This is a genomic window from Streptomyces flavofungini, assembly GCF_041028215.1.
GTDB classification, from domain to species: Bacteria; Actinomycetota; Actinomycetes; order Streptomycetales; family Streptomycetaceae; genus Streptomyces; species Streptomyces flavofungini_B.
Genome location: NZ_JASKYR010000056.1, coordinates 1 through 17,914, shown reverse-complemented (window position 1 = coordinate 17,914; position 17,914 = coordinate 1). Strand labels below are relative to the sequence as shown.

The 17,914-nt window shown below is 65.7% G+C and carries 15 protein-coding genes and 1 pseudogene; 8 read left to right on the top strand and 8 right to left on the bottom strand.

Going from position 1 to position 17,914, the window contains the following annotated elements; all coding sequences use genetic code 11:
* Positions 1 to 378: 378 nt before the first annotated feature.
* Positions 379 to 1,650, top strand: coding sequence for a PP2C family protein-serine/threonine phosphatase (locus AB8Z36_RS06570; RefSeq protein WP_369212227.1), 1,272 nt, complete (start codon positions 379 to 381; stop codon positions 1,648 to 1,650).
* An 83-nt stretch (positions 1,651 to 1,733) separates the two neighbouring features.
* On the opposite strand, the gene AB8Z36_RS06565 is transcribed toward AB8Z36_RS06570, so the two are convergent.
* From AB8Z36_RS06565 to AB8Z36_RS06555, 3 genes are all read right to left on the bottom strand, one after another.
* Positions 1,734 to 2,066, bottom strand: a complete 333-nt coding sequence (locus tag AB8Z36_RS06565) for a DUF2516 family protein (protein WP_369212226.1) — start codon at positions 2,064 to 2,066, stop codon at positions 1,734 to 1,736.
* 161 nt (positions 2,067 to 2,227) lie between these two features.
* Entirely contained in the window at positions 2,228 to 2,833 is a 606-nt protein-coding gene (locus tag AB8Z36_RS06560) for a hypothetical protein (RefSeq protein ID WP_369212225.1), read from the bottom strand.
* Between the two features lie 54 nt (positions 2,834 to 2,887).
* The gene (locus tag AB8Z36_RS06555; protein WP_369212224.1) at positions 2,888 to 3,400 is read right to left on the bottom strand and encodes a helix-turn-helix domain-containing protein; all 513 of its coding nucleotides are present in this window, start codon (positions 3,398 to 3,400) and stop codon (positions 2,888 to 2,890) included.
* Positions 3,401 to 3,676: 276 nt separating this feature from the next.
* Here AB8Z36_RS06555 and AB8Z36_RS06550 point away from each other — a divergent pair, with 276 nt between their 5' ends.
* From AB8Z36_RS06550 to AB8Z36_RS06525, 6 genes and pseudogenes are all read left to right on the top strand, one after another.
* Complete coding sequence (locus tag AB8Z36_RS06550) at positions 3,677 to 4,375, top strand: RNA polymerase sigma factor (RefSeq protein ID WP_369212223.1); 699 nt, start codon at positions 3,677 to 3,679, stop codon at positions 4,373 to 4,375.
* Positions 4,376 to 4,975: 600 nt separating this feature from the next.
* A complete protein-coding gene (locus AB8Z36_RS06545; protein ID WP_369212222.1) occupies positions 4,976 to 6,127 on the top strand; it encodes an SAVED domain-containing protein in 1,152 nt (383 codons plus the stop codon).
* The gene (locus AB8Z36_RS06540; protein ID WP_369212221.1) at positions 6,124 to 7,458 is read left to right on the top strand and encodes an SMODS domain-containing nucleotidyltransferase; all 1,335 of its coding nucleotides are present in this window, start codon (positions 6,124 to 6,126) and stop codon (positions 7,456 to 7,458) included. Before AB8Z36_RS06545 ends, AB8Z36_RS06540 begins: the two co-directional genes overlap by 4 nt.
* Before the next feature lie 222 nt (positions 7,459 to 7,680).
* A pseudogene (locus AB8Z36_RS06535) lies at positions 7,681 to 7,921 on the top strand (IS1380 family transposase); the annotation flags it as partial.
* 63 nt (positions 7,922 to 7,984) lie between these two features.
* Positions 7,985 to 9,481, top strand: coding sequence for an RNA-directed DNA polymerase (locus AB8Z36_RS06530; RefSeq protein ID WP_369212230.1), 1,497 nt, complete (start codon positions 7,985 to 7,987; stop codon positions 9,479 to 9,481).
* Positions 9,482 to 9,499: 18 nt separating this feature from the next.
* The gene (locus AB8Z36_RS06525) at positions 9,500 to 10,285 is read left to right on the top strand and encodes a hypothetical protein (RefSeq protein ID WP_369212220.1); all 786 of its coding nucleotides are present in this window, start codon (positions 9,500 to 9,502) and stop codon (positions 10,283 to 10,285) included.
* 345 nt (positions 10,286 to 10,630) lie between these two features.
* Here the strand turns inward: AB8Z36_RS06525 and AB8Z36_RS06520 are convergent, their stop codons facing one another.
* The 5 genes from AB8Z36_RS06520 to AB8Z36_RS06500 all read right to left on the bottom strand — a co-directional run bounded on the left by AB8Z36_RS06520 (position 10,631) and on the right by AB8Z36_RS06500 (position 17,666).
* Positions 10,631 to 11,926 carry a TniQ family protein gene (locus AB8Z36_RS06520; protein ID WP_369212219.1) on the bottom strand — a complete coding sequence of 432 codons (1,296 nt, stop codon included), beginning with the start codon at positions 11,924 to 11,926 and terminating at the stop codon, positions 10,631 to 10,633.
* The gene (locus AB8Z36_RS06515; RefSeq protein WP_369212218.1) at positions 11,919 to 13,178 is read right to left on the bottom strand and encodes an AAA family ATPase; all 1,260 of its coding nucleotides are present in this window, start codon (positions 13,176 to 13,178) and stop codon (positions 11,919 to 11,921) included. Before AB8Z36_RS06515 ends, AB8Z36_RS06520 begins: the two co-directional genes overlap by 8 nt.
* On the bottom strand, positions 13,156 to 15,408 hold the full coding sequence (locus tag AB8Z36_RS06510; RefSeq protein WP_369212229.1) for a transposase: 2,253 nt from the start codon (positions 15,406 to 15,408) through the stop codon (positions 13,156 to 13,158). The genes AB8Z36_RS06515 and AB8Z36_RS06510 overlap by 23 nt, the downstream gene beginning before the upstream one ends.
* The gene (locus AB8Z36_RS06505) at positions 15,408 to 16,163 is read right to left on the bottom strand and encodes a TnsA-like heteromeric transposase endonuclease subunit (RefSeq protein WP_369212217.1); all 756 of its coding nucleotides are present in this window, start codon (positions 16,161 to 16,163) and stop codon (positions 15,408 to 15,410) included. Before AB8Z36_RS06505 ends, AB8Z36_RS06510 begins: the two co-directional genes overlap by 1 nt.
* A 333-nt stretch (positions 16,164 to 16,496) precedes the next feature.
* Positions 16,497 to 17,666: an alkene reductase gene (locus AB8Z36_RS06500; RefSeq protein ID WP_440581867.1), complete on the bottom strand. Its 1,170-nt coding sequence runs from the start codon at positions 17,664 to 17,666 to the stop codon at positions 16,497 to 16,499.
* Between AB8Z36_RS06500 and AB8Z36_RS06495 the strand changes: the two genes are divergently transcribed.
* The gene (locus AB8Z36_RS06495) at positions 17,587 to 17,778 is read left to right on the top strand and encodes a hypothetical protein (protein ID WP_369212231.1); all 192 of its coding nucleotides are present in this window, start codon (positions 17,587 to 17,589) and stop codon (positions 17,776 to 17,778) included. The two genes, AB8Z36_RS06500 and AB8Z36_RS06495, sit on opposite strands and share 80 nt — an antisense overlap.
* The last annotated feature ends 136 nt before the right edge of the window (positions 17,779 to 17,914 follow it).

Genomic DNA, 17,914 nt, shown 5'->3' with positions numbered 1-17,914 from the left:
CCCCACGGGCCTCCCGGCTCCGACGAGCGGCCCCGCGGGCCTCCCCCGGCCCCCACGAGCAGCCCCACAGGCCTCCCGCACTGCCGGGAGGCCGCCACGCCGCCACCGTGCGCCGTGCGCCGTGCGCCGTGCGCCGTGCGCCGTGCGCCGATGTGACGCAGCCCACGACCCGGCCCTCCGCTCAACCCCCACGGCGTGATGTTCGTCATTCCGGTCGGGACCACGCCGTGCCCAAATGCGTTCCGGGATGCGGCATATGACGGTGGCCGTTTGCCCGGCGCCATTCCAATCCGGGCTCGGCTACCGCTATGGTCCCCGTCGGTGCTGCGTCGACCTGCGTCGCACCACGCCCTCGGGGGGAGGGAAGGAAACCAAGCGATGCCCGTACCCATACCGCGGCAGAGAGCGATCCCGGCCGCGGAAGGCGGTCAGGCGCACGCGGCACCCCACCACGACCCCGGGGCACTCACCCTGCTGGTGATCGAGGACGACCCCGCGGGCTCCCTGAGCGTGCCCGCGCTCCTCGACTCCGCGGGCAACCCCATCCGCGTACGCACCGCCCGCAACCTCACCGAGGCCGAGCGGCTGCTCACCGACGACGTGCACTGCATCCTGCTCGACCTCGCCCTGACGGACCCCAACGCGCTGGGCGGCCCCGACGCGGACGACGACGAGCTCGTCGCCCTCAGGCACGTGCTGCGCCTCGCGCCCCGGCACGCCGTCCTCGCCCTCACCGCCAACGGCGACGCCGAGCGCGGCGCCGAGGCCGTACGGGTGGGCGCCCAGGACTACCTCTTCCGCGACGAGCTGGACGGCCGCCTGCTCAGCCGCACCGTGCGGTACGCGGTGGAGCGCAAGCGCGCCGACGCCGCCCAGCGCCAGCTCGCGGAGTCCCGGCTGCGCGCCCAGGAGAACGCACGCCTGGAGCGCGGCCTCCTGCCGACGCCGCTCCTTGAGGGCTCACCGCTGCGCTTCGCCGCCCGCTACCGCCCAGGCCGCTCCCGCGCGCTGCTCGGCGGCGACTTCTACGACACCGTGCGCACGCCCGACGGCTCGGTGCACGTGATGATCGGTGACGTCTGCGGCCACGGGCCCGACGAGGCGGCGCTCGGGGTGGAGCTGCGGATCGCCTGGCGGGCCCTGACCTTCGCCGGGCTCTGCGGCGACGAGCTGCTGTCCACCCTCCAGAAGGTCCTGGAGCACGAGCGCGCCGACGACGAGATCTTCGCGACGCTCTGCACCGTCGACATCGCCCCCGACGGCCGCCGCGCCGGGCTCTGCCTCGCCGGTCACCCGGCACCGCTGATCGCCCGCGAGGGCCGCCTCGCCGAACTCCTCCCGTACGAGGACGGCGGCCCCGCGCTGGGTCTCCTGCCGCGCGCCCGCTGGCCGCGCAGGCAGGTAGAGCTGGGCGGCAGGTGGAGCCTGATGCTCTACACCGACGGGCTGATCGAGGGCCGCGTCGGCGAGGGCAAGGAGCGCCTCGGCCAGGAGGGCATGGTGGAGATGGTCCGCCGCCAGCTCGCCGCCGGGCTGCGCGGCGACGAACTCCTGGAGGCCGCGGTGAACGAGGCCCGCGAGCTCAACGGCGGCGACCTCACGGACGACGTCGCGGTGCTGCTCCTCGACCGCACGCCGAGCGGCGGCTGACCCGGCGAACAGCCGCGCCACCGGTAGGTATGGTCCCCGGCCCGGTGGGGACGGGTCCCCGCCATCGGCAGGGGCGGTTCCCGCTACCGGCCGCCGTTGTACGGCCCGTAGGGACCGTCGCTGCTTGAGCCGCCGCGTCGGCCGCCCCGGCCGGTGACCTGCTGGAGGGCGGGCCGCACGTCCACCATGTACACGATCGTGGCGATGAGGCCGATGATGGGCAGGAACGACAGGATGTTGAAGATCAGGTTCACCACGAAGGCGAGCCCGAGGATGATCAGCCAGAACGGTTTGGTCTTCTTGTCGGCGGCCCGATAGGCGTCCTCGCGCCGGACAGCGGCGTCGATGAGCGCGAATCCGCTGAACACGATCAGGGCCAGCGAAAGCAGCCACATGAAGTTCGCGAACCCCTGCATCAGCACAACGTCCACCACCAGTCCCGGCGCCCCTCGGCGCATCGATTACGCGGCCACGGTACCCGCTACCCGGTCAACGGGGCGGACACTCCACGAGTGCCCGGCCCCGCCGCCCGCTTGCCGCCGCCCGTACCGTCCGTCCTACTTGGCGCTACTTGGCGCTACTTGGCGGGCGAGGTGCTCTTCTTGGCCGCGGGCTTCTTCGCCGCGGTGGCCGTGCTCTTCTTCGCGGCGGGCTTCTTCGCCGGGGCGGCGGCCACGGTCCTGGGCTCGGCGGCGTCCGAGGGACCGGCCTGGGCGGGCGTCGGCTCGGGGTCGGGCTCGACCGTCTCGGCCAGGTCGAGGATCTCCTCGGCCGCCTCTCCGCGCCAGGTCTTCACGGTCTGCTCGCCGTGCTCGGCGACCTCGTCGTACTTCTCGCGCGCCTTGACCGCGAGTTCGGCGGCCACGCCGACGCCGCGCAGCGCGAGGTCCTGGGCGGTCTCGCCGAGCTTCCTCAGGTCGGTGTCGATGGTGCCGAGCACCTCGGTGACCTTGGCCTGGATGGCCTCCTGCGCCTCCTTGGCGCGGGCGGCGGCCTTGTCCTGCACGGCCTTGGTGTCGGTGTTGCGGACCGCCTCGAAGCGGGACGGCGCCTCGGCGATGAGCTGCTCGACGATGCCGGGCACCTTCTTCGCCTGCTGGAAGGCGAGGTCCGCGGACCCGGCGACGAAGTAGGCGGGGGTGGTGGTCGTGAGGGTCTTGCGCAGGTCATCGGTGATGGCCATGACGGTGGTCCTCCCGGATTTCGCTACGGCTGGTCCGGCCTGGTTCGGCTCGCCTCAGCCTGCTGAGGGTGTTTGCTTCGGTCGGGCAGCACTGCCGTCGGCCGTACGGGCGCCTTCGGCGGTCCCGGTGTCCACATCCGCGTCCGCGTCCACGCGCGGGTCCCCGTCGGCGTCCGCATCCGCGTCGGCCCGCGTGAACTCATCGTCGTACGACGAGGTCTCGAAGCCGTTCTCCTTGCGGAACGACTCGTAGATCTGCAACAGGACCTGCTTCTGGCGCTCGTTGATGGACGGGTCGGCGAGGATGACGGCGCGCGTCTCCAGCTCGTCCCGCTCCTTCTCGTCGAGGATCCCGGCCCGTACGTACAGCGTCTCGGCGGAGATCCGCAGGGCCTTCGCGACCTGCTGGAGCACGTCGGCGCTCGGTTTGCGCAGGCCGCGCTCGATCTGGCTCAGATACGGATTGGACACCCCGGCGGCGTCGGCGAGCTGCCGCAGCGACAGCTGCGCGGTGCGCCGCTGCTCGCGCAGATACTCGCCGAGATTGCCGACGTTCAGTGATGCCATGCCCCGATGGTGCACCACCCTTGCTAACTATTGCAAGCGGCTGCTTGCAAAAGTGCGCCACACCACGCCGCCACGTAGCTGTGACTTCACGCGGTAGGTGTCACCTTCCAGGGATTCTTGTCACCAGTCCCCTCGTACGGCCGGTCATCTTCGGGACTGGGCGCCCGCTTGAGCAGAAGCCGACAGATCTCGTTGTCGCCCAAAGGCCGCGCGTCGCGCACGAGCATGGTGATGGGCCGTACGACCGAGGTCGGCCCCCGCTCCGAGGGGAAGCGCGTGAACGAGGATCAGATGCCGGACTGCCTGGGCTGCTCCGACGAACCGAGCCGCCAGGCCGTCGTGTTCCCGACCGGTCCGGCCGGTGACGCCCGCGCAGACTCGCCCACCGGCCTGTACGCCGATCGAGCACGGTGGTGCCAGCCCTGCTGGGTCTACCAGGGCCCGTTCGACCGGTTCCACCTCCTGTACAGCCGACGCCTGCGTCGGTACATCGGCGGAACGCTGCGTCACCTGCCGTTCGAGCAGCGCGAGAGGGCCGTGGACGAGGTCGCGGCGGAGACCATGGCCGTCCTGTGGGAGAAGCGCGAGAAGCTGAAAAAGCCCGAGCGTGCCATGTACCAGGTGGCCAAGAGGACGGCCTGGAGGCGTTACCCCCTGGAGCGGAAGGAGACTCCCGCCAACTTGGCGGAGATCGAGGAGGCCACGGAGGATCCGATCGACGCGCTGGTCGACCGGATCCTTCTGGAGGAGGAACTGGCCAAGCTCCCGGAGAAGGAACGTCGGTACCTGTACGAGCACAAGGCACTCGGTGAGACCGCCCAGAGCGTGGCGGACGACTACGGCGTCGCCAAGGGGACGGTCACCCAAAGCACCCGGCGTGGGCTGGAGAAGATGCGTCCGGCCTTCGAGTACATCCGCTTCCTCATGGTCCTCGCCGAGGTCGTCCGGGTGATCAGTCACTGGTTGTTCGAGTGACCCGGCGAGCCGCCCTCCCCGTACGCAGTGATGGCCAGCACGCGCCGGGTCGGGTGCATGCTGGCCATCACGTCACTGGTGGCGGGTCAGCGCTGCCTGCGGGCCTGGGTGACGACCCGTTTCCAGGTGCTGAGGCCTCCGCCGTGACGCTCGGCGAGGACGGCGGCGGTCTCCCCGCTTCCGGCCGGGCTCGGCGGCCAGGGCGACACGAGGGTCCGGCGCCGGCGGGCGGCTGGCCACTCCGGCCCGCGGGCCGGAGTGGGCGTACTCCCACACTTGGCACCGGGTGAGGTACTCGCGCGCCCAGCCGCTCTCCTGCTCCTCGGTTCGCACGTGGGCGGGCCAGTCGGGCGGTGGGTTTCGCGGTAGCGGCGATCGCGCTGACGTCGATCCCGAGCAGCCTGGCCTGGTCCGCCGGGGGGGGAGCTCCACGTCGGGGTTGCCGCTGACTCGTACCCGGCCCGCTCGGACAGCAGGGCCCGGGTGGCGTATAGCCGTCCGTTGATGAGTGATCACACTGACGGCCCCCGACTGTCAGTGGCGCGTGCTTCTCTGTAAGCACTTCCATCTTCGATGGGAAGATGCGCGAGAAGAGGGCGTATGGCCATCTCTGACACAGAACGTTTGAAAGCTTGGGTCCGCGCCGGGGGGCGTTGTGAGTTCTGCGGCAACTACCTGCTCGAAGGCAAGCTCACGTACAAGGACTTCACCCTCGGGGAACTAGCCCACATCGTGGGCCGAGACGTAGCACCTGGCTCTCCGCGAGGCATGGACCCGCTCCCAGAAGACAAGCGGGACCTCGCTGACAACCTGATGCTTCTGTGTCGAGGTGAGCACAATGAGATCGACCGCAGGGGGTCACTCGACCTCATGACGGTGGAGCGCTTGCGGGCGATCAAGCGCGAGCGCGAGGCTTGGATCCGGCGCATGACTGGTCTCAGTCCTCAGAATGGAACCGCGGTGATCCGGTTGATCGGACCGGTACGTGGCTACGAGGTTGAGCTGACCAAGCCGACGGCCGCCGAGGCGGTGATCCGCTCAGAGGAGCGGTTCCCGGACTTTCCATTGAGCCTGCACGGTGACGGCTTCGAGATCGACCTCCGTAACGTAATCGGAGAGGAGGAGGGCGAGCCGGCCTACTGGGAGCAATGCAAGCGGCAGATCGATCGAATCCTTGAGCATCGGCTCGCTGAGGCACTGCGCGAGGACGCCGTACACCACGTCAGCGCCTTCGGCTTCGCGCGTCTGCCATTGCTCGTCTACTTCGGCTCTCGCCTCGACGACACCTTTGCCGTGACCATCTATCAACGTCACCGCAGCACAGAGGCATGGAACTGGCCCGACAACCCGGCGCCTAGCACCAGCTTCACCACCACTCCACCGCGGAACCTCCCACAGGGCGCCGAGGAGGGGGTCCTGGTCCTCAACGTCTCCGGGTCCATCCAGGCAGACGAAATTCCCGAGCATCTAGAGGAACTACCGCGCTGGGTAATCAACCCTGCTGGCAAGGTGCCCTCAGTCGATGTAATCGACTCCCTCGAAACGCTGAGCGAATTCACAAACTCGCTGCGCTCGATGCTCTCCTCCTTGGAAGCCCAGCACAAGCACATGCAGACCCTGCACGTTCTGGCCGCAGCCCCGGTTTCGGCAGCCGTAGCTTTGGGACGAGTTCATGACGCTCATGTGCACCCGAAGATGGCCATCTACGACCGGACTGACGGACGCTACACAGTCGCGCTGGAGATCTCATGAAACTGCTGGCCTACTTCAGTGCATTCCTTGCAGACACTGTAAACCTCAACCAGACACGTCTCGAACAACTCAACGACCGTGTGAACGCGATTACATCGACCCTGAAGTCCGACAGCCAGATCGGCGACCTCTACAAGACGCACATCCCGCAGGGGTCTTGGGCTCACCGCACCATTATCAAGCCATTCAACAATCACGAGTTTGACGCAGACTTTCTCCTTCACATGGATGAGGTGGAGGACTGGAAGCCCAAAGACTACTTGCGGGAGGTCCGGGCTGCGTTCAAGCGGTCCACCACCTACAAGTCGAAGGTCACCAAGAAGAACCGGTGCTGCCGCATCGTCTACGCGGGCGATTGCCACGTCGACGTGGTGCCCTACATCACTCTGTCGGACGGCCGCGAAGTCATCGTCAACTATGCCGAGAATGAATTCGAGGATACCAACCCTCAAGGATTCACCGACTGGATGAAAGAGAAGGACAGTCTGGCCAACGGACAGCTGCGTCGCGTCATCAGACTGCTGAAGTACATCCGAGATTTCAAGCAGACCTTCAGTGTACCGTCTGTCATTCTCACGACTCTGCTCGGCGAACGCATCCAAGCCTGGCACGAAGCTACGCGCTACAGCGACACTCCCACAGCTCTCAAGACGATTCTGGCCGACCTGAGCGCTTGGCTAGACCTGTACCCGCTTATGCCGCCCCTCACCGACCCGAGTTGCCCCGAGACGACGTTCAACCATCGCTGGAACCAGGAACAATACGAGAACTTCCGTAAGAAGATCAACCTGTATAGCTCATGGGTGACCGAAGCCTATGACGAGGAAGATAAAGCGCTGAGTCTTGCAGCGTGGCAGCGTGTCTTCGGTAACTCTTTCCAACAACCCAGCTCGGCACAGAAGTCCCTGACAGCATCTGCGAGCATTCAACCAACTCGCGAGACCCGTGCCCCACATGAGCAGTACATCGAAGAGTTTGGTTTCAGCTGGCGAGGAGGATACAAGGTACGGATCAACGCCCAGGTGCTCCCGAAGAGCGGATTTCGTCACGGTCCCCTGCGTCGCCTCCGACGAGTGAGCGTCCTTCAGAGTCTGCGCTTCACCATCACAACCGACGTACCGGAACCGTACGACCTTTATTGGAAGGTCAGGAACCGCGGCCCCGAAGCCGCCGCGCTTGATCAACTCCGAGGCGAGATCATTCTCGATGAGGACCGAAGCAGAACCCGCAAGGAGTCGACTTCCTGGAAAGGCCAACATTATGTGGAGGTCTACATCGTCAAGAACGGTCGGGTCCTAGCCACCGATCACCACGACGTCGTCATCAGTTGAGCTAAGAATCGGGATGGGCAACTCGGCCAGTTCCGGCTATCTACTTGCCCAACGACTAGCGAACTCTGGAAGATCACCCTGGCCAGACGCCCGCAGCGCCACTCTTCCCGACTACGGCGGTTCTGCGCTGCGGCTGGGGCCGGGGACACCCCTTGTCGTCCTGCGTGGCCTCGTTGATGTCGCTGATGGGCTTGGCGCCGACGTGGGAGTCTCGAATCGTGCGAGGCCCTGCAGGCCATCCGATCGCCTCGGGCCGAAGTCCGTGTTCGCGCCTGGTCGTTGGCCGGCAAAAACGCCCCCGACGCCGAAGGCCAGGTCGTAGTCGATCTCAACGGTGTCTCCATGACAGCTCACTCCGACAAGGAGGAAGTGGCCGCGACCTGGGATAACACCTGCGTGCATCACTCGTTGATGACCTTCCTCGACCATGGACCGAGCTGTACCCGGTGAGCCCCTCGCCGCCCCCCCATGCCCGAAACCCGGGCTTCAACACGACTGCGCTCATCCCGCGAGCGCACGTAGGCTGATGACTGTGAGAGGAAACGAGACCCGCAGTCGCTTCGTGAACCGAGCCGCTGGCAGGCTATGGAGTGGCCAAGGGCGCCTTGATCTTCCCGACGTAATTAACTTTCGAGACCTGCAACCCTTTTGGAGCGAATATCGTTCCGAAATTCTCGATTTCCTCGATCAACGCGACTACACGCCAGCTTACATAAGCCTAGTTGAGCATCCGAAGAATTACTTGGCAACTCGACCATTGGCCCGACTTTCAATCCAGGACCGACTAATTTACGAGGCCCTGGCATTTGAAGCTTCCGAGTTTATCGATCCCCTGCTCTCAAAAGCAGTATATAACCATCGTTCCAAAAAATTAGCGGTCCATTCCTCCTGGGACTGGAAAGCTATGCGAACTGAGGCTCGGCGAGTTCTTTCTCACAACAAAGAGCTCGTAATGGCACAGACCGACATAGCGTCTTTCTATGAACACATAGATATCGGGGCGCTGCTCATGGATCTGACATCAGCCGGGGTCCCCAGCTCCGTTGCAACGAAAATACACAGCTTCTTGGAAGGATTTGAGAGCCAATGTCATACTTGGGGACTCCCTCAGGGATCCGCGGCATCGGGGATACTTGCGAATGCCTATCTACTCCCGATTGACAACTTTATCCAGCAGTTCAACATAGATTTCCTTCGGTACTCTGACGATATCTACCTCTTTGATGTCAACGAGGAGCGCCTACGCTCGATATTGCAGCACGTAAATCGAGCGCTACGAGCGCGTAGACTGAACATGTCAGCCACCAAGACGCGAATCTATGCGCGGAGCGAGGCTGAATCACATCTCGACGACAGTCGCAGCGACGGAATTCTGTACGACCTTACCCTACGCAAGCCAGATGCGATAAAGCAGTTGCGTCTGTTTTTCAGAGATGCTATTGCCGAAAGTCCGGCAAATGAGCGTAACATCAAGCTATCACTCCCCTACCTAGGCAAAAGAAGTGATGATTTCGCTTTCACTTGGGCCGTGGGCAACCTGAAAGAATGGCATCACATTTCGCCGCGCATCCTCCGCTACATGGAAAGCGTGAAAGGCAAAGAAGATGAACTTCAGCAACTCCTAGAGGGCCTACTGGAGAGCGTTCCGACCGTTGACTACCCATTGCTAGAGCGCAACATATTTGAGACCTCAATGCGTTGTGGAATCCGCTCTCCAGTGTTGCTTTCGTGGGCGTGGAGAATAGTTAGAGATAGAAACCGAACTAGCTACCCGCGCGAGTTCGCCGCACGATATATAGGCCTTCTGGGAGCCTCCAACGACGGACAGCTTCTGAAAATGGAGTACGAGGGCGAGTACGACATTGACGTAAGAAGAGCCCTCCTTGTGGCCATGTATGAGGCCGACTACATGCCTAGAGGGCTCCTGAAACGGCTGAGCAATCATCCCACCATGCTGAAATGGACTGCTCGATACCTATCGCGCCTGCAGCACCCGTCAACGATTCCACTCCCTAAGTTCTAGATTGGACTTCTGACGCCAATGAGCAGACTTCTCGTTTACGCCGCGCTCTTCATGGCTTCCCTTGCCGCGACTTTTTCATACAACGGGGAAGCGGTAGGAAGCATCGCTAGCGGAGCGGTAATCAGTTTGATAATTCCGCTTCTGGACAGCATAGTGGCAAACCGTCTGAATTTGCGCCATCTCTGGTACTCGGTGCGGTACGGAAATCAAGATGTGAGAATATCGGCAGCTTACCTATTCAGAATCAAGATCGATGGTAAATATCTACTGATCAAAGGCCGACGTTTCTCTCAGCTGCAACCAGTCGGAGGCGTCTATAAGGTTTCAGCATCCGGCAAGCATTTTTTGGTGTCCATTGGTGCACAGGATGACTCTTTGATCCCTATAGACACCGCCAGCAGCGACGACTTGCGGGTGCGATTTAAAGGCTCAAAGATTCCCAGATTTTATTCGTGGTTTGATTCCCGAGCAGGCCGCGAAGACTCACCTTGGAGAGAGTTCCACGAGGAACTAATCGGTCCAGGGATATTGCCAGCCGAGGTTTTCCCTTTTACTTTTCAGGACTATGTGAGGCGTGACGTAGCGAAGATTAGATTTAGCGAACATGCACAATCATGGGAAATATTGATCGCAGATATCTACGAACTGCTTCCTACTGCAGATCAAGAAATCCACTTGCGTCGTCTAATAGAGACACCGCATGCCGACATTGCTTGGGTTTCCGCGGACTCTATTCGCCGACGTGGCGTCCTCCCTGACGGCATAATACTTCCGGTCGCTGCGCACTCTCAAAAAATACTCTAACCCAGCATTTCACGTGCGATGGCGACCAGATTCTGAGCAGAACGCGAAAGCACCTTCTGAGGCTCGGGTCGTCAGGCTTATCTAGCCTCGGCGTACTGGGCTCCGAAGGACAGGGTGTGAATACTCTGGACTCCTCGCATGCGGAGGGACCCATGTGCCGGCCCCGGGACCGGTTAGGCGCGCTCACGCCAGCACAGCCTGTGCCCTGCAGATCGCAGAACCCGTTAAGCGTTGAGGTCTTTCGTCACACGCAAACAGGCACTGGTTGCCACAGAGAACCCCCTTACGGTGTCAAAGCACGGCGAACTTAATGAGCCAGGGCCCAGCTCAGCACCGCCGCGCTGGCTACCCAGAAGAGTCGCGTCCGGTAGCTCGGGTGGCGGTTCCCGCAGAGACGCCTTGGATAACGTCGCTCCGCGTTCTCGACTTTCCCCGGGGGCTGTAGGAGAGGACGACTCGGAGGGGAATCGAGGCGCCGCGGGGGCTGCGGAGGGAGTAACTGAGCGGCTGGTGGATGCGCTTGGCTTCGTTCGCGAGGGGGACGAGGAACTGTGCTGCGGCTTCTTCGTCTGGTGTGCGTAGGAAGCGGTCTGCGATTTCCAGGACGGCGCCGGTGGCGACGGGATCGTCCGGCGGGTCGGTGTATGCGGTTGACCGCAGGTTCTTCCGTGGCTGGGCACCGCGACGATGGAACAGCTCGTGACGCCGTTCGGCCTCGGTATCGATGATGCGCGCCAGTGCAGGGGTGGCCGCGTGGGGCCGGGCTTCGGGCCAGGTCATAAAAATCAGGGCGACGACGCCGCGGAGGTCTTGAAAGTATTGTGCCGTGGGGGTCAGCCAGCCGATGCTGCTGACCTGCTCGGGGCCCTCCGGGGACAGGAACGACAGGTACTTCTTCTGCAGTGCGAAGAGGACGTCGCGTGATTGGTGGTCTCGGGGCATCGGCTCCTCACTCCTGGGAGCTTGGGTGAGGTCGGCTCCGCAGGCTGGGCTCACTGCCCGGGGATTCCCCGGCTTCGGGGTCGCTCGGCATCGGACAGGATGCAGATAGCTGTCTCGCGGCCGGGCAATCAGATCGTTGCTGTGGCGATTCTGGGCCAGTTCGCCGCAGATGTGGCAGTAGCGGCGGAGAAATCGTTCGTGGTGCGGGCAGGAAAAGACCGGCGGAAGCCTCCAGAGCCTGCGCCAGGCGCCGCCGTGACGCTGCTGGATCTCCGAACCGTCTCCGACGAGACAGTCGGGGCAGTACTGGGTCCGCGTGGTCAAGAGCCAGGGGTTGTTGTATTGCAGGCGACTGGTGCCGGAACTGCTGCCGCGAAAATCGGAGCTCAAGGGGCCGTAGCGGGTTCCGAGCGAGGCCAGCAGCAGGCCAGCTGTCTCCTGGCGGGAGAGACGGGTGGCGTGGCAGAAAGCGTCAAGGTCGGCTTCGCTGAGACTGATCGCGCAGGAGATCGGGATGCGGATGAGGGTCGTCCTGTCCTTCCGGCTGCTGGGGATCCCCATGCGGAGGATCAGCGGTCCCGGTCCGACGCCCAGCCGGTGCGAAAGCCGCAGCACATAGCCGGGCAGTGACTCGTCCTCCAGCGGGTCCAGGCTCCTGGGCAGCGACCGTAAGGAGGACAGGCTGGGCGGTTCAGCCACCGGCCGCGCTTCCACCACGGTCGTCGTAAACGGTGTTACGTCCCTTCCTGCGGGGCTTCCGGGCAGGGAAAGGAACATCCGTGGGAACTTCGGGAATCTCCCCGGCTGTTGGGTCACGGTCGGTGAGATTGCCCAGGTTGATCGGGATCGCTGACAGCAGCTCCGGGGTCAGCTCCTCGGCCCCCGACTCGATCGCCTCGGTGCATCCGTCCTCGATCAGCCGTTTGAGGAGCCCGACGATGCCGCGGGTGCGGCGGAACAGGTACTCCGGCATCCCGCCTTCGGTGAGCATCCCTGGCTGGGCGCGGAACAGCCTCAACCTGTCTTCGATGCCAGCCAGGTGCTGGATGAACGCGGTCATGCCCTCAGCGGTGTCGTAGTCGAACGGATCAAGATCGACCAGGTCGAAACGCCGCTCAGTCTGCGTGGCAGCCGACGGGTTGTAACTCTTCCCCGGCTTAGCCGGCGGGAAGACCCACTGCCCCGTGCGAGGATCGGGATAGCCACTCCTCAGCAGCCCCGAACGGGGGATGTCGACACCAATCAACACCAGGGTGACATTGAGGTCCATCAGCTCCCGGACGAGATCGAGAGTGTCCTGGTCGTCCTCACGGTGGAGCCTGAGCCTGGTGATGTCATCCAGCAGCAAGGCCGTTGTGCGATGGTCCCGCAACGAGTCTCGCACTGCCCGGATCATGCCGTTCAGCGTCTTCGGCAGCGGCGCCCCGTAGAAGTCCAGAACAGCCGCGCACAACCCCTTCGGTGTCGCCCGCACCGGAGTACGGCAGTAGGCGACGGGGACGAACAGGTCCCGGGTGCCCGGGACCGGACCGGGCAGCAGCTGCCGGTGAAGATCCCGCCACAGCATCTCGAACGTGGCCGCGGCATCGCAGGCCGTTTCCGTCTTGCCCAGGTAGCCGCTGCCGCTGACCATCAGCCCGTCGCGAGTGCCCGGCTCGAAGTTCAGCGCGTTGTTCCGCATTCGCCCCCGCATCAGCTTGGTGACCTTCGCGCTCATCGGGGTCTCAAGCAGCCCCATGTTCACGTGCGTCGCGGTCCGATGCAGGTCATGCAGAGCACGGCGTCTCGGGCTCATCGCCGCGAACTCCTCCGCGGTGAGCCGCGGCGCCGGAATGAAAGTGCTCCGCCGTTCCTGCCACTGCCGCCAGCCCTCGACCCTGGTGCGATCAGGCGGCGGGCCAGCCCGCAGAAAGGGGACGATGCCATTTTCACCCCACGCCTGGTCCGCCATGCCCATCCTCTTCCTCATCTTCCTCGGGCAGGAGGAAAAGGTCACGCTGCCGGTAGGCCTCACCCAGCGGAGGCGGCGGCGTCGGCCTTTCCTGGACTGCCTGCTCACGGCGGTGCCGCCGGTGGCTGTCAATGCTGTCCGCGGCCTGACGCGTCCTGTCCTGCCAGCGCAAGGGAGTGACCGCCCCATCCCCGACGGCAACCTTGGCCGGTTCACTCTGCGGCCGGTCAGCTCGCGAAGCGGCGGCCTGGACGACCTCACGGGAGTGCTCAGTCCGCGCTGATTTTCGGAGCCGGGTCGGCCACTGACTCACCGGAACGCGAGAGCCGAGCAACTCCAGAAGCACCGGCAGGAGTTCATCGTCTGTGCGGGGCCTGAGCCCGCAAGCTTGGGCCTTTTTGAGAAGTTCGCGTACGCGTGCGTCACCGAAGGCGGGGGCCTGCCCATCAGGCGGCAGCCCGGTCCAGGCAAGGGGGTGCCAGTCGTGGGTGAGCGTGTCCTGGAAGAACACGCTGCGGCGGTCTCGGGGATCCCTGCGAATGACCCACTGGCCCTTGTGCTGTCCGCCGCGAGTCGAGTGCTGGCCCCGGTAAGGGTCCAGGGCCGGAGCGTCATACCAAAGTCCGCGGATCTTCACTCCGCGCCGAGCATCGATCTTGCGGACGTGGTGGACGGGCAGCAGTTCGTAAAACAGCTCCGCCGAGGGGATCTCCATGGCGAATCCGGCCTGGGCGAACGAGGCGGCGAACAGTGAGTTGGGGCTGTGGTCGCCGCCAGGGTCCCAGCTGGGCGCGTACTGGCCCAGTCGGCGCCGTTGCCAGACTGCAACGATCCAGGTGGCGATCACGTGCTCCATCTCGTCGATGGTCAGCACCGCGTCACCTTCCGGGTCGGCGCCGCGGTCGCCGGGGTCGATGCCGGTGTAGCCGGGCAGCTGCTCGAACAGCAGCGACCTGATCGCGCCGAAGGCCCGCTCGCAGGCGGACTTGTCCGTGGGCCGCAGAACGCGGCTGGGAAGGATGTTGCAGCCGAGCACCCGCTGGGCGTCGACCAGGTGGTGGTTGCGATAGACAGACCCGTGGTCGGTGGTCACGGTCTCCGGCGCGAAGAACGGCAGGCCGGCGACCTTATGCCCGGCGAACTCGGCAACCACCGTGGCGGGCAGGCCCGGATAGGGCCACTCCAGTTCGTCGCCCCAGTCTGCCCGCATCGGCAGGGGCAGCATCACGTCCCGCAGCAGCATCGCGACGTCCACCGACTGGTCGGAGACTAGGGTGAGACGGAAGGCGCAAAGGGAGTGCGTGTGCACGTCCATCGCGAGCGTGAGGTGGCATTTCACCGGATCGCCGAACACGCTCTCGCGGACCATCACCGGCAGCACCGTGGTGTCCAGCGCGACCACCTGGCCGGGCCGGTGAACCAGCACGTGCCCGTTCTTCGAGGGCAGTTCAGCCGAGCGCGCGTAGCGCTGGCGGGAACCTCCCGGTCCGAACCACTCGCGCCAGACCACCCATAGCGTCTGGTAGCTGGGGACGGTGACGTCCCGGTCGGGGAAGGTCTCGCGTACGTACTGGTGGATCATGCGTTCGCGGGTCCGCATCGTCACCTTCGACCGGTGCAGAGTCTCCGCACGGACCGCGAAGATCGCCTCACGGATCTCCTCCGTGATGCTGGGGTGGCCGCCGCTCTCGCGCAGCCACCGCTCGTCCGCGCATCCCACCAGCCCCGCTTCTCGCCGTCGGCGGTCCCAGCGGATCAGCGTGCGGTAGCCGACCCTGTCCAGGCCCAGCAGCTTCGCCTGCTGGCGGTCCATAGCGGCCAGTTCGGCGACCTTCGCCAAGCGGCGGGCGGTCAGCGTGGTCGTGGCCGGGTCGTACTCCGGTTTCGGCTCGCCCGGCGCGGGACGCAGCGGGTCACCGCTGCGGTAGCCGGTCTCCACCTCCAGCAGGTGGGCCAGGCGGCAAGCGGCCAGCTCCCGCCGTCTGGGCTCCAGATCCTGCACGGTCTTCGGCTGCCGGCCCCGACCGGAGCCCTGGGCTGTGGTCCGGGACGAGGGACGGCAGTTGGGATGGTTGGCCAGGAAGCGGAAGGTCACCGGCTGCCGGGTGCCGTCGTCACCGACCAGGTGGACCCGCCCGAGCTCTGGCTCGCGGCGCTCGACCGTCCAGTGCCTGCCGTCCAGCACCAGGGCCACCCCCGGCGACAGGTCCAGGACGGCCGCCGTCCCCATCATGCCCACCCGGCGGGGTCGATCACCGTGGACCGGTTGCCGAAGGGCCGGTTCAGGTCCGTGCCCAGGCGCCGGTGCCAAAGCAGGTGCAGAAGCTGGGCACGGGCCAGAGGCGGAAAAGGGGTGGCGTCAACGAGTTCGCCGAACGTGCCGCCCTCCCGGGCCGCCGCCACGAGCACCGACCGTAGTCCCAGCGGGTCGGACAGCGGCCGGCGCTGTGAGGAGAAGACATCGACCGCAGCGGCAACATGATCCCTCCAGCCCGCCACGACGGTGTAGTGCCAGCCGCAGGCCAGCGCGACCTCGGCGGTCGCGGCGAACGCTTCCAGGTCCTTCGGCGCGATCAGTGCCCGTGGCCGTACGTCGATCAGCCAGATGCCGCTCCGCGTCACCGCTAGGAAGTCCGGGATGTGTCCCCTGCGGTGGGTCGCGGTGTCGAACCGCAGCCGCAGAGGCTGCGACAACACGTCGACGAGGCCGCCCGCGAAGTCGAGGACCAGAAGCAGTCGTGCCTCCTCCAGGCTCTCGGCCCCGTGATGACGGCCGGTACTGACGAGGAACTGAAGGCTGGGGCGGTGGCGCTGGGCTCGGCGCCAGGAGAACCAGCGCATCGGAGTGCCGTCCGCGAGAGGCGTGCGGGCCAGGTCCCGCACGGTGCACGACACCTCGTCGCCCGCTGTCCGCCAGGTCACCGTCCAGCGGCGCGTCCACTCCGGCCCGAGGCCGAGGCTGTCCCTGCCCAGCTCCACGGACACCGGGACGAGCAGGTCTTCCCACCAGCAGCTCTGTGACCACAGCCCACCGACCCGAGCCTCAGCCGGGGACGCTGGCTGTACGAGGGAACGTGCTCCGTCCACGGCACCACTCGACCACCGTCGAGAGCGGCAAGCAGAGTGATCTCCGGATCTGGTGACAACTCGGCCGAGAAACAGCCGGAAGTGACAACTACCGCATGAATCTGGTGGCAGGAAGCGCTGGAATCACGAGAGAACACGTCAGGATCAAAGGCCCTCACCGGTGACACCTAACGCTGGAAGTCACAGTAGCGACCGGCCCGCGGTGACCGGCCCGCGCCGGGCCATTCCCGGCTACGGGCGCGGCAGCGTCGGATAGTCCGTGTACCCCTCCGCCCCGCCCACGTACATCAGCCCCTCGTCCCGTACCGGGTTCAACGGCGCGCCGGCGCGCATCCGTTCCACCAGGTCCGGGTTGGCGAGGAACGCGCGGCCCAGGGAGATCAGGTCCGCGCCCGCTTCGAGCAGGCGCTCGGCCGCCCGTCGGCCGCCGTCGGCGGGCAGCGGCCCGCCCCAGCCGAGCACCGGGTTGGCGATCAGGGTGCCGGGCCACCGTTCGCGGAGGTCCTGGAAGAGCGGGCTCCCGGGGTCCGCGAAGACCACATGGAGGTAGGCCAGGTCGCCGATCCGGGCCAGGGCGTCGACCAGTTCGGGGTAGATCGCCTCGGTGTCGCCCTCCTCGATGCCGTTGACGGTGATGCCGGGGGCGATGCGTACGCCGACGCGTTCCGGGCCTATCGCCTCGGCGACGGCGCGGGCGACCTCGACCACGAAGCGGATGCGGTGGGCGACCGGGCCCCCGTACCCGTCCGTGCGGTGGTTGGTGTTCCTGGCCAGGAACTGCTGGAGGAGGTAGCCGTTGGCGGCGTGCACCTCGACCCCCGCGAAACCGGCGTCGATCGCGCGGCGCGCGGCGGCGGCGAAGTCGGCGACGGTCCCTCGGATGTCCTCCGCCGTCATCTCGCGCGGCACGACCGCGGGCCGGTGGCCGCCCGGCGTGTGGATCGTGTCCGGCAGCGGCACCGGGGAGGGCGCCACCGGCGTGCGCCCGCTGTTGTCCGGATGCCCGACCCGGCCGCCGTGCTGGATCTGGAGGAACATCCGGCCGCCCGCGTCCCGCACCGCGTCCGTGACCCGCCGCCAGCCCGCCACGTGCGCGTCGTCGTGGATCGCGGTGATGTTGGCGTACGTCTGACCGACGGCGTTGGGCGTCGACGCCTCGGCGATGATCAGCCCGGCCGACGCTCGCTGCGCGTAGTACGTGGCCATGACCGGCTGCGGGACGCCGTCGGCGGAGGCGCGGTTGCGGGTCATCGGAGCCATGACCAGGCGGTTGGGAAGAGCGAGACTCCCGAGCTTCGTGGGGCGCAGGAGGGGGGACCGCGTGGTCGCCCCCTCGGCCGTCCCCTCGGCCGTCTCAGCGGTCGTCCTCGTGGACACGTCCGTGGTCAAGTCCGTGCTCATCGTGGGCTCCCTGTTCGTGCGGCCGCCGGGATTGGGTCCGGCCGGTCCGGTGGTGCTGGTGACAGGGACGACTCTGCGCCGGAGCGCTTCGGGTGCCCTGACGGTCCGCTGACGGCCGGTCCGCAGACCCCGGCGCCGCTCACCCCAGCGCCGCTCACCCCGGCGCCACTCAGCCCAGCGCCCCCAACGCCGCGTCCACCGTCCGCCGCAGCGCCTCCGCGTCCGCCCCGGCCCGCGACCGCAGGTTC

What these genes read in the sequence shown, in the direction of transcription:
- AB8Z36_RS06545 (WP_369212222.1), top strand. Translation starts at nt 4,976, where the DNA reads ATGGCCATCTCTGACACAGAACGTTTGAAAGCTTGGGTCCGCGCCGGG.
- AB8Z36_RS06510 (WP_369212229.1), bottom strand. Translation starts at nt 15,408, where the DNA reads ATGGGGACGGCGGCCGTCCTGGACCTGTCGCCGGGGGTGGCCCTGGTG.
- AB8Z36_RS06525 (WP_369212220.1), top strand. Translation starts at nt 9,500, where the DNA reads ATGAGCAGACTTCTCGTTTACGCCGCGCTCTTCATGGCTTCCCTTGCC.
- AB8Z36_RS06555 (WP_369212224.1), bottom strand. Translation starts at nt 3,400, where the DNA reads ATGGCATCACTGAACGTCGGCAATCTCGGCGAGTATCTGCGCGAGCAG.
- AB8Z36_RS06565 (WP_369212226.1), bottom strand. Translation starts at nt 2,066, where the DNA reads ATGCAGGGGTTCGCGAACTTCATGTGGCTGCTTTCGCTGGCCCTGATC.
- AB8Z36_RS06500 (WP_440581867.1), bottom strand. Translation starts at nt 17,666, where the DNA reads ATGAGCACGGACTTGACCACGGACGTGTCCACGAGGACGACCGCTGAG.
- AB8Z36_RS06560 (WP_369212225.1), bottom strand. Translation starts at nt 2,833, where the DNA reads ATGGCCATCACCGATGACCTGCGCAAGACCCTCACGACCACCACCCCC.
- AB8Z36_RS06530 (WP_369212230.1), top strand. Translation starts at nt 7,985, where the DNA reads ATGACTGTGAGAGGAAACGAGACCCGCAGTCGCTTCGTGAACCGAGCC.
- AB8Z36_RS06515 (WP_369212218.1), bottom strand. Translation starts at nt 13,178, where the DNA reads ATGGCGGACCAGGCGTGGGGTGAAAATGGCATCGTCCCCTTTCTGCGG.
- AB8Z36_RS06570 (WP_369212227.1), top strand. Translation starts at nt 379, where the DNA reads ATGCCCGTACCCATACCGCGGCAGAGAGCGATCCCGGCCGCGGAAGGC.
- AB8Z36_RS06540 (WP_369212221.1), top strand. Translation starts at nt 6,124, where the DNA reads ATGAAACTGCTGGCCTACTTCAGTGCATTCCTTGCAGACACTGTAAAC.